This window comes from Burkholderia sp. IO2 (assembly GCF_029522185.1).
GTDB lineage: Bacteria > Pseudomonadota > Gammaproteobacteria > Burkholderiales > Burkholderiaceae > Burkholderia > Burkholderia cenocepacia.
In genome coordinates, this window is sequence record NZ_JAKWFH010000001.1 from 39065 (window position 1) to 51770 (window position 12706).

Genomic DNA, 12706 nt, shown 5'->3' on the forward strand with positions numbered 1-12706 from the left:
GACAAAACGACCAACACGATCCCCATGACCGAAGCGAACCAGACATCCGCCGCCGCCCCCGAGGACTCGCGCCTCGGGATCCTCGCGCGGCGCCGCATCGAAGCGGAAATCATCAAGCCGATCTACGAGATCATGAAGCGCGAGTTCGGCGCCGAGCGCGCGCAGGCCGTGATCGCGGAAGCCGTGCGCGGCGCGGCCGTCGACGCGGGCCGGACGTTCGCCGCGCAGGAGCCGGACGGCACGAGCGTGAAATCGTTCATCGCGCTGCAGGTGCTGTGGGAGAAGGACGATGCGCTCGACGTCGAGGTGCGGCGCGCGGACGACGCGCACTACGACTACGACGTGCATCGCTGCAGTTACGCGGAGATGTATCACGCGATGGGGCTCGGCGAGATCGGGCACCTGCTGAGCTGCGCGCGCGACAGCTATTTCATCCAGGGCTATGCACCGGACATCGCGCTCACGCGCACGAGCACGATCATGCAGGGCGGCAAGCGCTGCGATTTCCGCTATGCGCTGCAACCCGCGCCGGAGAACGGCGATGCGTGACGCTCCCGCAAGCATGCCGCGCGTCGACGGCGACCGCCTGTGGGCGTCGCTCGAACGGATGGCGCAGATCGGCGCGACGCCGAAGGGCGGCGTGTGCCGTCTCGCGCTGACCGACCTCGACCGCGAGTCGCGCGACCTGTTCGTGCAGTGGGCGCGTGAAGCCGGTTGCACGGTGCGCGTCGATCGGATGGGCAACGTGTTCGCGCGCCGCGCCGGTCGCCGTCCCGACGCCGCACCGGTGATGACGGGCTCGCATGCCGATTCCCAGCCGACCGGCGGGCGTTACGACGGCATCTACGGCGTGCTCGGCGGGCTCGAAGTGGTGCGCGCGCTGAACGACGCGGGCATCGAGACCGAGCGTCCGCTCGACGTCGTGATCTGGACCAACGAGGAAGGCTCGCGCTTCGCGCCGGCGATGGTGTCGGCCGGCGTGTTCTCGGGCGTCTATACGCTCGAATATGGGCTGTCGCGCACCGACGGCGCGGGCCGGACGATCGGCGAGGAGCTCGAACGGATCGGCTACGCGGGCGCGGAGCCGGTCGGCGGCTATCCGGTGCACGCGGCATATGAGCTGCACATCGAACAGGGCGCGATTCTCGAACGGGCCGGCAAGACGATCGGCGTCGTGACGGCCGGGCAGGGGCAGCGCTGGTACGAGGTGACGCTCACCGGTGTCGACGCGCACGCGGGCACGACGCCGATGGCGTTCCGCCGCGACGCGCTGGTCGGCGCGGCGCGGATGATCTCGTTCGTCGAAGTGCTCGGCCGCCGCTACGCACCGGATGCGCGCGCAACGGTCGGCATGATCGAGGCGCGGCCGAATTCGCGCAACACGGTGCCGGGCGGCTGCTTTTTCACGGTGGAATTCCGGCATCCCGACGATGCGGTGCTCGACGAACTGGACGCGGCGTTGCGCGCGGAGCTCGCGCGCGTGGCCGAAGAAACGGGCCTCGGCGCGCAGATCGAGCAGATCTTCACGTATGCGCCGGTGCCGTTCGCGCCACGCTGCATCGACACGGTGCGCGACGCGGCGCGCTCGCTCGGGCTGTCGCACATGGACATCGTGTCCGGCGCGGGCCACGACGCGTGCTATGTCGCGCGTGTCGCGCCGACCGGCATGATCTTCGTGCCGTGCGTCGACGGGCTGAGCCACAACGAGGCCGAAGCGATTACGCCCGAATGGGCGACGGCCGGCGCCGACGTGCTGTTGCGCGCGGTGCTGCAGAGCGCGCAGGAAGCGTAAGCGCGACGGGTGCGGCCGGGGTGGCCCGCGTTACTTCCCCGCGTTGCGCCGCGCCATGTACGCGAGATACGCGACGATCTGGTCGAGTTCGCGGTCGCTCAGCTGATCGGGCGGAAACGCCGGCATGCTGCGGCCCGGCCAGTCGCGCACCGACGCCGGGTTGCGGATGTAGCGACGCAGCGCGGCCGGCTGGAAGTAGTCGACCGGATTCATCGGCGTGTTCAGGTCGGGGCCGGCGTGGCTGCTGCCCGCGCCGTCGATGCGGTGGCACGCGAGACATTGCGTGACGAACAGGTGCTGGCCCGCGCGGGCCGGATCGTTCGCGGGCAACGCGGCGTCGACGGCGAGCGACGGCCAGCGCGCGAGCGGCGACGATTCGATCGTGATGCGCACGATCTGGTACGGCCACTGCTCGCCGCGCACCGACGACGCGTCCGGCCCGAGCCACACGAGATAGAACGGCCCCGCGCTGACCTGCTTGCCGGGCAGTTTCGGCCACGGATGGGCCGGATCCTCGATCGCGAGCCACGGGATCGCGCCGGCCGGCGCGCGGCGGCGCACGAGATCGAGCGGCAGTTGCGCGGCGAAACCGTCGGCCGCGCGCGTTTCGAGCACCCCGTCGGCCGGCAGCGGCGTGTCGCCGAGCAGCGCGGCGAACGGCACGGCGCGGAACGTCATCGGCCGGCCGTACGCGATGTCGCGCGGCACGTGGATGTCGGTCGCGTCCGTACGGGCGAGCAGCGTCTGGCGGGTGACGGCGCGGGCCGTGCCGTCGGTGTCGAGTTCGAGCGTGGACTGGGCCGACGCGCGTTGCCCGAGCAGGCAAACCGTCAGCAGCACAAGCGAAAACCACTGGCGCTTCAGCATTCGTTCTCCGGGAAAGGGCGTTCCGGCGGCGGCAGGAGGCGGGACGCCGCGGCCGATGGAAGGAATCGGGCGACAGTCTATCCGGTACGGGCGGCGCTGGCGAATTCGGCGCGGGAAACGCGCGGCGGCGATGATTGGACCAGCACGCGCCGGCGCCCGACTACCGGGCGCGTGACGGGGCGAGGGCGCGTCGTCGCGCGATCCGGACGGGGAAAACGACAGGCACGGTGGCGGCACGCGATCTGCCCGCGCCCGCGACATGGCGTGACGCGCCCGCCTTCAATGACTCGAACACGACACTTCGTTCTTCGGCATCGGCGTGTCGCGCGCCGGTTCGAAATCGGCTTCGCGCATCCCCGACGGCGTCAGTGACACGAAATGCATCGCCGTGCCGCGCGCCGGGAAACCGGCGACGCCGGTCGAGCCCCACGGAACGGGTGAGCGCTGCACGCCGCTCACCGCCATGTTCGCCGGCGCCAGCGCGAGCGTCAGCAGCCGCCCGTCGCGGGTCGGCACATACGCATGTGTGCCGGCGACGCCGATGCCCGATTCGCGCACCGACGCGGGCAGGCAATCGAGCGTCGCCGTGCGGCGGCCGTCCGGCGCGATCAGCATCGCGACGCCGCGATCGTCCGCGGTCGTCGTGACGACGATGAAACGGTCGATCTCCGGCACATAGGCGGCCGAATACACGTAATACTGGATCGCGTCGTTCAGCGAGCCGAGTTTTTCCAGCTTCGCGGTGACCGGATCGAACATCGCGTATTCGAGTGCCGCATCCGTGCTGCCGTCGATGAACTTCTGCCACACGAGCAGCGCGTTGCGCGGCGAGCCCGCGATCACGGGCCACCACTCGCGGCGATGCGGCGCGACCGCGACGTGGTTCAGCACGCGCCCGGCCGCGTCGTAGGTTTTCAGGTATACGCCGTTGCCGCTGCCGAGGTTGTCGACACCGCCGCCGTTGACCCAGTCGGTCGAATAGAACACGACGAAGCGGTCGGCGACCGTCGCGACGTGCCCCGAATGACCGCCCGATTCGACGTCGTTCGGGTAGGGCTTGACCGGCTTCAGGTCGCGGCGGTAGATGCCGTAGCGCTGGCTGACTTCCTGCGACGTGTTCCAGCCGTCCTCGAACGTGACGAAGATGTCGCCGTGTGCATTCTGCGCGATCGACACGGGTTCCTGCGCCTCCGGGCGGCTGATGAACGTACGGACGTGCAGCACGCGCGGCTTGTCCGGCTGCCATTCGCCGACGTACACGTCATGCGGCCAGCTGCCGCTGCGCAGCGCACCGCGCGGCATGATGCCCGAGCTGCTGAAGAACACCCAGCGTTTGCCGTCGCCGGCGTCGGCCACGCCGATCCCGTGCATGAAGCGCCGCGGGTCGCCGGTGTCCTGCGGCGACGGGGCGCTCGGCATGGTGACCGTATGCACGGCCGGCGCGCCGGCAAAGGCAAACGGTGACACCGCGCCGACGCCGCACGCGCCGCCGAGCACGACCGCGGCCAGCCGCATGACGGTCTGCGCCGGACGCATTCGCCGCTTCATTCGACGGTCACCGATTTCGCGAGGTTGCGCGGCTTGTCGACATCGGCGCCGCGCGTACAGCCGACGTGATAGGCGAGCAACTGCAGCGGGATCACGTTGACGATCGGCGACAGCAGGTCGCCCGATTCGCGTACGCGGATCAGGTGCGTGTCGCGGTCGGCGTCGATTTCGAGCTGATTGCCGGCCAGTACGTAGAGCCGCCCGCCGCGCGCGCGCACCTCGGCCATGTTGGATTTCAGCTTCTGGAACAGACGGTCGTCCGGCGCGATCGTGACGACCGGCATCGCGCTCGTGACGAGCGCGAGCGGCCCGTGCTTCAGTTCGCCGGCCGCATAGCCTTCCGCATGGATGTACGACACCTCCTTGAGCTTCAGCGCGCCTTCCATCGCGATCGGGAAATGGATGCCGCGGCCGAGGAACAGCGCGTTCTCGGTGCGGGCGAACTTCGCGGCCCAGCCCATGATCTGCGTTTCCAGCGCGAGCGCGTGGCCGATGCGGTCCGGCAGCGCGCGCAACTGCTTCAGGTGCGTCGCGACCTGCGCGGCATCGAGCCGGCCGCGCAGCTGCGCGAGCGTCAGCGTCAGCACGAACAGTGCGACGAGCTGCGTGGTGAACGCCTTGGTCGATGCGACGCCGAGCTCGATGCCGGCCCGCGTCAGGAACCGCAGCGGCGCATTGCGCGCGATCGTGCTGGTCGCGACGTTGCAGATCGCCATTGACAGTTCCTGGCCCATCGCGCGCGCCTGCTCGATCGCGCCGATGGTGTCGGCCGTTTCGCCCGACTGCGAGATGCCGACGACGAGCGTGCGCGGATCGGCCACCGTGTCGCGGTAGCGGAATTCGCTGGCGATCTCGACCTGCGCGGGCACGCCGGCGATGCTTTCGAGCCAGTATTTCGCGGTCAGGCCCGCGTAGTAGCTGGTGCCGCAGCCGAGCAACAGCACGCTTCTGACCCGCGACAGCAGCCCGCGCGTGGCTTCCGTCGCGTCGAACAGCGCCGGCGAGATCGTGTCGATGCCGTCGAGCGTGCTGTCGATCGCCTTCGGCTGCTCGAAGATCTCCTTCTGCATGAAGTGCTGATACGGCCCGAGCGCGGCGTCGTCCGCGCGCGCCTTCACTTCACACAACGGGCGCCGCGCTTCCTGTCTGCCCGCATCGACCACGGCGATGCGCTCCGGCGTGATCAGCGCGACGTCGCCGTCCTCCAGGTACACGAAGCGGTCGGTCAGGTCGCCGAGCGCCGCGCAGTCGGACGCGAGGTAGTTCTGCTCGGCGCCGATGCCGATCACGAGCGGCGAGCCGGCGCGCGCGGCGACGAGGCGCTGCGGCTCGCGCGCGCCGAGCACCGCGATCGCGTACGCACCGTGCAGCCGTTTGACGGCGCGCACGACCGCGTCGAACAGGTCGTCGCGATAGAGGCTGTGGATCAGGTGCGCGATGACTTCGGTGTCGGTCTGCCCGCGAAACGTGTAGCCGCGCTCACGCAGCTCGGCGCGCAGCGTGTCGTGGTTCTCGATGATCCCGTTGTGCACGACCGCGATCGTGTCGCCCGACATGATCGGGTGCGCGTTCATTTCCGACGGCGCGCCGTGCGTCGCCCAGCGCGTATGCGCGATGCAGGTCTGCGCTTCGAGACCGAGCGTCAGCACGCGATCCTGCAGGTCCGTCACGCGTCGCAGCGTGCGTTCGCTGCGCAGGCGCCCGTCACGCTGCACGGCGATGCCGCACGAATCGTAGCCGCGATATTCGAGCCGGCTCAGCGCATTGACCAGTTGCGGCACCTGATTGTTCAGGCCGCTTGCTCCGACGATTCCGCACATGATTCACCTCGTCTCCAGGAAGTTGCCGGCTGGCGCGCGACGCGCGGCAGCACGATGCCGGAAGCGGTGCCACGTCGCGCGGCAGGCGTCGCGCGCGGCGCGGCACGTCTCCGGCGATTTATTCGCGGGGCTGCGGGCCGGCATGCGCGACCCATTCGATGCCCGAAATCGACCCGTTCGCGTCGTGCGACGCGACCAGAATGCGCGTGGTGCGCCGCGTGCCGCGCCGGCGCTCGCTTGCCAACGCGGTCGGCGGCACCGAGCGCACCTTCACGCTGGCCGAGCGCCGCAGCATCTTCGACACGCGCAACCGGTAGGCGAACGGATGCACGACGCGCCCCGCGATCAGCCACATGACGATCGTGCCGGCGATCAGCGCGATGCTGGTCACGTAGAACACGATCTGCTCGATCGGCATCTCGGCCTCGTTGAACGGCAACAGGTAACGGTACGTATAGATGCAGATCGATGCCCAGACGCCCCCGACCAGCGCGGGCCGCACGAGGCGGAACCATGCGACGAGCACGGGCCCGACGATGTTGCCGCGTTCGGCGATCATGTCGCGCGGGGCGCGCAGGGAAAGGTCAATAATCGGCGCGTTCTTCATGTTGAATGCCTCGGTCGGGACTGACCCATACGGCGCGCTTGCCACGGCCCCGCAGCACGACGGCGGGCAGGGCGATGACGGTGGTGATCATGCTGATCAGCCAGAACGCGACGGGGTACCAGATGGTGTCAAGGAAGTACATCAGGAGTTTTTCGTCGTAACGACGATCGATCATGCTGCCGATGATCAGCTGCAGGATGCAGGTCGCGACCAGCAGCATCCCGTGCCAGTGCGGCACCACGGACACATGCCAGTTCGGCGGAAGCGGGTAGACGACGTCGATCAGCGCGAGCAGCAGGATGAACGACATCGAGTACGCCCACGCGATGCCGATCAGGTATTCGGCGAATAGCGGCCACATCATCATCTGGGTCGGCCGCATCAGCGTGCCCGCGTACTTGAGCAGCACCTGGATGCCGCCCTTGGACCAGCGCAGCCGCTGCCGGTAGAGCCCCTTGATCGTCTCCGGCATCAGGATCCAGCTAAGCGCGTGCGGCTCGTACACGACGCGCCAGTCGCGGCACTGCAGCTTCCAGCTGATGTCGATGTCCTCGGTGAGCATGTCCGAGCTCCAGTAGCCGACATCGGCGAGCGCGGTCTTGCGGAACATCGTGATCACGCCCGACACCGTGAAGATGCGGCCGTACACCTGCTGCGTGCGCTTGATCAGCCCGACGATCGACGAGAATTCACCGACCTGCATGCGGCCGAGCAGCGACGTGCGCGTGCGGATGCGCGGGTTGCCGGTCACCGCGCCCACGCCCGGATCGGTCAGGAAATGCTCGAGCATCCAGCCGATCGCATCGTGCGCGAGCAGCGCGTCGCCGTCGATGCACAGCAGGTATTCCGCGTTCGACACGGCCGCCGCGGTCGTGAGCCCGACCGCCTTGCCTTCGTTGCGCGCGTGATGGATCACGAGCAGCCGCGGAATCTCGACGGCCAGCTCGTTGAGGATCTCGCCGGTGCGGTCCTTGCTGCCGTCGTTGACCGCGATGATGTCGTAGTTCGGATACTGCATCCCGTTCAGGTGGCCGATCACGCTGCGCGCGTTCGCGGCTTCGTTGAAGCAGGGCACGACGATCGAGACTTTCGGGATGCCGCTCGACGCGATCGTGCGCGTCGACAGCTCGCGGCCTTCCTCGAGCAGGAAGTAGTGCACGACGCCGCCGATCATCCACAGATACGACATGAAGAACGGATAGTAGAAGACGAAATCCTGCAGGCGCTGGATCAGGCTGTGGGTGGTCATGGCGTCTTGGTTCCGTGCGACTGCTGCATCTGCATCAGCGCGTTGATCGAGGTGGGGTCGAGGCGCGACTTCAGCGACATCACGTCGCGCATCGCGTCGAGCTCAGGCTGGCCGTTCAGGAAGTTGTCGGGGTAGTAGCCGAAATTCACGGCGCCCTCGCTGCGCAGCCGCCGCATCTGCGCGAGCAGCGTGCCGGCCGGCACCGCCTTCTGCCCGTGCCAGTCGTACGCCTGCAGTTCGAACACGGTGCGCTGCAGCCCGCGCTGCTTCGTGCGTACCGCCTTCACGAGCTGGTCGAGCCAGCCGTCGGGGTCCTTCGCCTGTTCCATGTACGGCATCGCCATCAGCGCGACGTAGTCGTAGGCGGCGAGGAAATCGTCGTAGTTCTGCGCGAACCACGCTTCCGATTCGGGCTTGAGCACCGGCATCGCGAAGATGTTGCGCGCGGTCAGCACGTCGCCGACGTTCTGGTGGGCCAGCACGATCTGCTCGAGCTGCCGGGTCATGTCGATCAGGTAGCGCGTCTTCTGGTGCGTCCAGCGCTTCATCAGGTCGGGGTTCTCGCGGATCTTGCCGATGTCGGCCGGCAGCCCCCATTGCGAATAGGTGCGCAGCGCATGCCGGCCCCCATCCTCGTAGTCGTCGAGCACCGCGTCGTCGCTGAACAGGATGCCGCTGAACGACGCGTGCTTGCTGAGATCCTCGTAGATCTGCTGGATCATCAGGCGCGCATCGGGATCGAACGGGCTCAGCCGGAACACGCGCGTGCCGTTCTCGCGGGCCGGCGCGCCGCCGAATGCGCTGACGGCTTCGAGCGAGCGGAGCTTGTCGGCCGGCGGCCGGAACGCGAGCACCGGCATCCACGCGTACACCTGCACGTTGGCGCGCGTGTTGAGCTGCCACGCGGCACGCGAGAACAGGTCGGAACGCATCGGCAGGTGCCGGTTCGGGAAATACACCGCTTCGGCCACGCCCGTGCCCTTCGGGTCCGCATACGCCTGCAGGTACACCGATTTCGGCTGCATCCGGTAGATGCGCTCGATCAGCTTGCCGAGATTCGCTTCCTGTCGCGCGGGATCGGGGTCGTAGACCTGGTCGAGATCGACCTGCACGGTGCGCTCGGGCACGTCGACGTCGCCGCGGTTGGACGCCGGCTCGCGCATCGAGCGCTCGAACCCGCCGATATCGACGTCGTACATCATCAGGATCCGTCTCAGCCGGTCCAGCGGCACGTCCGGCGTATTCGGGCCGGCGTCGAGACTGAACTGGATGTCCATGCCGAGCGACGTCGAGATCTGGCGCACCGGCTGGTTTTCCGCGCCGTACGGCCACACCATCGAGCGCGCGACGAGGCCGGTGCGCTCGCGGATCTGCCGCACGCACGTCTGCAGGTCGTCGTGCACGCGGGCGTGGAATTCGGCGTCGGTTTCATAGCGTTTCTGGTCTTGCAGGTAGAGATGCGACGTGGTCGCCGGCAACTCGTTGCCTTGCGGATTCGCGATCGCACCGTGGTGGAGATTGTGGGTGTGGCAGCCGAGCTCGACGAATTCCGACTGCCCGAGCTTCTTCACCTCGTCCCACGACAGGAAGTAGTCGCGCGGTACCTGCACCTTGTCGCTGATGCGGATCGGCGTATCCGCCGGGGTATCGATCCACGCGGTGACGAGGCCCATCACGGCCGGATACTTGAAGCGCTCGAGCAGCGGCAGCACCTTCGTGTAGTGGCTGCGAAAGCCGTCGTCGAACGTGAGCAGCACCGAGCGCGGCGGCAGCGGCTTGCCGCCGTGCCGCGATTCCTCGATCTGCTTGACCGTGATGGTGTGGTAGTTGTTGGTCTGCAGCCACGAGAAGATCGCGGTGAGCGTGCCGGTATCGACCGCGAACGGATCGATGATCGCCGTCGGCGACGAAAACGACGCCATCAGGTTGTCGCGCACGTCGTGCATGCAGATCACGCGGAACGTCTTGCCGTCGGCCGGATCGGACGGCGGCAGCAGGTCGATCATCTTGGCGTTGGTCACGCCCGGGAACAGCGAACAGGCGGCAAACGTGCCGAGGCATCCGCACATGAAGGTCCGTCTGGATTGCAGCATTGCCGATCTCCTTGCTAAAACGGCAGGTTGAGCGACAGGAAGCCGGTTTCGGAGCGCTCGCGCTGGCCGTCGTATGCGTGGCTGCTGACCTCGACGCCGTAGCTCAGCGTGATGTCGTGCTTGAACGTCCACGCGTGCTCGAGACGCGCGCTCCACAGCGGGCTGGTGCCGAAGCCGCGCTCGTTGTACACGCCGCCCGACACCGACACGCGCTGCTGCAGCCCCGTGTCGCCTTTCTTCCACAGCGTCAGCTGATGCATGACGGTCGCCGCAGCCGCGTAGTCGCGACCGGGACTGAAGTAGGGCGCGTCATGGCGCGTGTTGCTGTCGGTGCCGAGATTCAGCGAGACGTTGACGAGCTGGTTCGCGGACGTGTACACGCGCTGCGTGGCGGTCGCCGCGATTTCCTGGTGCAGGTTCGAATCGCTGTAGCGGCTCACGCCGTAGCTCAGCTTGACTTCGCGCCGGTCGTTCTGGCGATACACGACCTCGACGTTCGCGGAGCGGCCCCAGATGTGCGCGGCATACGCTTTCCACGGCAGCGAGTTGTCGTTGGTGTCGAGCCCCGCGCTGACCGTCCAGTAGTCGTTCAGTGCGTACGCGATCGTGCCGCGGCCGCCGGTTCGGCCGTCTCCGCCGAGCGAGCGCGTGACCTCGCCCAGCACGGTGAGCGGCCCGTGCCGGTAGTCGCCGCCGATGCCCGTGCGTGTGCGGCTGACGCTGCCGCCGTCGGTTTGCGCATGGCCGTAGAACGTATGCGCGAAGACCCGCCAGTTGTCGCCGAACGGTTGCGAGTAGATGTAGCTGTCCGACGTGAAGCTGTTGTCGGCCAGCGCGCTGTTGCCGTGCTCGAAGCTCAGGTCGGTCGTGAACACGGGGCTGCGGTAGGCCTTGTAGTCGCGCTTGAAGCCGCGCACGGCGCCGCTGTCCGGGAACGTGTTGCCCAGCGTCTGGTCGACGGTCTTCGCGGTCGCGTAGTCGTCCGCCGTGAGCGATGCGCGGCCGAGGCCCGCGAGCATCTCGACGCTGTCCGGGTGATCGGTCAGCGACGCGCGATACATCGAGATCGCCTGGCGTGGATGCGATTGGCCCGACACCGCATCGGCGTGCGCGGCGCGGATCTCCGCGTTGAACGGCACCTCTTTCTCGAGCTGTTCGAGGGCGGCGATCCCCTGGTCGGCGTGACCCGTGAAGATCAGGTATTGCGCGCGCAACCGGTAGTAACGCAGATAGTCGCTTTCTCCGGGACCGACGTTGGTCACCTGCTTGGCGGGCGGCAGCGACTTCTCCATGTCGTCGAGCACCTGCTTCGCTTCCGGCGCGCGTGCCTGGTCGACGTACGACCAGAACAGCCCTTCGCGCAGCTCGATCGGCTGCGTGCGGGCGCCATACTGGAAGCCGCGCGTCGCGCGATCGGTCGGCGATGCGGTGGCCTGCTTCAGCGCACGCGCGTACACGGCGTTCGCCTTGGCCGGCTCGCCCAGGTACAGGTACGCGTCGCCGACGGCCGCCAGTGCGTCGATCGAGATTTCCGCGTTGGACGGAATCGTCTCGAACGTCGCGACGGCCGTCTTCATGTCGCCGCGTGCCGCAAGGGCGACGACCCGGTCGCCCGCGAGCGCGGTGCGGACCGGCGTGTACTCGGGCGTGGGCGGTATCCGCTTGTCGAGGTCGTCCGCCGCCCGCAGGGCGCTGTCGATTCCGTCGAAGCGGTCCGAACTCGTCATCGAGCGCGACTTGTCGCGTCCGCCGCGCACTTGCTGGCGAATCGACAGTTCTTCCAGTTGCGCGATATCGACGGCGGAGAACGCATCGGGCCGGGCCTTTGCTTCGTCGAGCGCCTTGACCGCGCCGCCGCTTGCCGCGAGGCCGAACACGTCGTTGCGCACCGTCGCGACGTCGGCGGTGCGGAGATTCGGCGCCTGCGCATTCGGCGCTTCGACGTCGGGGCCTTGCGACCGCTGGATCGGCTCGCCGGGGAGCTGCGCGCCGGGCGACTGCGAATTCGGTTGCCGGGACGACGGCGGTTCGGCGCCGGACGGCTGGGTCATGGGCGCGGGCGAATTCGGCATCGGCGTGCCGGATGCCTGCGCGGTGAGCGTCGGCGTAGCGGGTGTGGTCGGTGTAGCCGGCGGTGCGGTGGTCGTGGCCTGGGCGCGCTGCCGCGGTGCCTCGGACGTTTGCGTGCGTGGCCGCGGCGTATCCGGCGGCGTGTCGAATGCCTGCGCCAGCAGCATCGGCGCATTCGACGCTTGCGCGGCCGGCGTGGGTGCATTCGTCGATGGCGCGCCCGGCTGCGGCGCATCCGGGTCCACCACGACCGTGGTCGGCATCGCCGGGTTCGGCGCCTGCGCGATCTGCATCGATGCGTCCGACGCTTGCGCGATCGGCGTTGGCGCAAGCGGCCGCTGCGTGCCCGAACCCGGCGCGGCCTGCGTCGACGCGCCCGGGGGCTGCAGGTCGGGCGGCAACGCATCAGGCGCGCCGCGGGACCCGGCGATTTCGCTCGCGCTGCCCGGTTCCGCGTCTCCTTCGGCGGCAAGACACGGGCCGGACGCGACGAGCAGGCACAGCAACGGCGCATGCAGGAGGATCCGCCGGTTCGGCGGAGCGACGGTGGTGCATTGTTGTTGACGATTGTTGGCCACGGTGTGTCCTCACTTTGAAACGATCACATCGGTTGCACGCCCGACGGCGCTCGTCGCCGGCCGTCGCCCCGTCGGGCGGCGA

At 68.3% G+C, this 12706-nt stretch carries 9 protein-coding genes; 2 read left to right on the plus strand and 7 right to left on the minus strand.

Features of this window, described 5'->3' with window-relative positions; all coding sequences use genetic code 11:
* Nucleotides 1-24: 24 nt before the first annotated feature.
* Complete coding sequence (locus MMB92_RS00180; protein ID WP_006488690.1) at nt 25-549, plus strand: L-2-amino-thiazoline-4-carboxylic acid hydrolase; 525 nt, start codon at nt 25-27, stop codon at nt 547-549.
* A complete protein-coding gene (locus tag MMB92_RS00185) occupies nt 542-1792 on the plus strand; it encodes a Zn-dependent hydrolase (protein ID WP_034202490.1) in 1251 nt (416 codons plus the stop codon). Before MMB92_RS00180 ends, MMB92_RS00185 begins: the two co-directional genes overlap by 8 nt.
* A gap of 30 nt (nt 1793-1822) precedes the next feature.
* On the opposite strand, the gene MMB92_RS00190 is transcribed toward MMB92_RS00185, so the two are convergent.
* The 7 genes from MMB92_RS00190 to pgaA form a co-directional block, all read right to left on the minus strand.
* Nucleotides 1823-2659: a cytochrome c gene (locus MMB92_RS00190; RefSeq protein WP_006488689.1), complete on the minus strand. Its 837-nt coding sequence runs from the start codon at nt 2657-2659 to the stop codon at nt 1823-1825.
* A gap of 279 nt (nt 2660-2938) precedes the next feature.
* A complete protein-coding gene (locus MMB92_RS00195) occupies nt 2939-4195 on the minus strand; it encodes a hypothetical protein (protein WP_277562468.1) in 1257 nt (418 codons plus the stop codon).
* Nucleotides 4196-4203: 8 nt separating this feature from the next.
* Entirely contained in the window at nt 4204-6027 is a 1824-nt protein-coding gene (gene glmS, locus MMB92_RS00200; protein ID WP_265225580.1) for a glutamine--fructose-6-phosphate transaminase (isomerizing), read from the minus strand.
* Nucleotides 6028-6145: 118 nt separating this feature from the next.
* Nucleotides 6146-6634, minus strand: coding sequence for a hypothetical protein (locus tag MMB92_RS00205; RefSeq protein ID WP_006488692.1), 489 nt, complete (start codon nt 6632-6634; stop codon nt 6146-6148).
* Nucleotides 6612-7883, minus strand: coding sequence for a poly-beta-1,6-N-acetyl-D-glucosamine synthase (pgaC, locus tag MMB92_RS00210; protein WP_006488682.1), 1272 nt, complete (start codon nt 7881-7883; stop codon nt 6612-6614). Before pgaC ends, MMB92_RS00205 begins: the two co-directional genes overlap by 23 nt.
* A complete protein-coding gene (pgaB, locus tag MMB92_RS00215; RefSeq protein WP_034178464.1) occupies nt 7880-9973 on the minus strand; it encodes a poly-beta-1,6-N-acetyl-D-glucosamine N-deacetylase PgaB in 2094 nt (697 codons plus the stop codon). Before pgaB ends, pgaC begins: the two co-directional genes overlap by 4 nt.
* A 17-nt stretch (nt 9974-9990) precedes the next feature.
* Nucleotides 9991-12624: a poly-beta-1,6 N-acetyl-D-glucosamine export porin PgaA gene (gene pgaA, locus MMB92_RS00220; protein WP_277562445.1), complete on the minus strand. Its 2634-nt coding sequence runs from the start codon at nt 12622-12624 to the stop codon at nt 9991-9993.
* Nucleotides 12625-12706: the final 82 nt, after the last annotated feature.

Bases quoted from the DNA above. Each gene is read 5' to 3' on its own strand.
- MMB92_RS00185 (WP_034202490.1), top strand. From the start codon at position 542: ATGCGTGACGCTCCCGCAAGCATGCCGCGCGTCGACGGCGACCGCCTG.
- MMB92_RS00205 (WP_006488692.1), bottom strand. From the start codon at position 6,634: ATGAAGAACGCGCCGATTATTGACCTTTCCCTGCGCGCCCCGCGCGAC.
- MMB92_RS00190 (WP_006488689.1), bottom strand. From the start codon at position 2,659: ATGCTGAAGCGCCAGTGGTTTTCGCTTGTGCTGCTGACGGTTTGCCTG.
- MMB92_RS00195 (WP_277562468.1), bottom strand. From the start codon at position 4,195: ATGCGTCCGGCGCAGACCGTCATGCGGCTGGCCGCGGTCGTGCTCGGC.
- pgaC (WP_006488682.1), bottom strand. From the start codon at position 7,883: ATGACCACCCACAGCCTGATCCAGCGCCTGCAGGATTTCGTCTTCTAC.
- MMB92_RS00180 (WP_006488690.1), top strand. From the start codon at position 25: ATGACCGAAGCGAACCAGACATCCGCCGCCGCCCCCGAGGACTCGCGC.
- glmS (WP_265225580.1), bottom strand. From the start codon at position 6,027: ATGTGCGGAATCGTCGGAGCAAGCGGCCTGAACAATCAGGTGCCGCAA.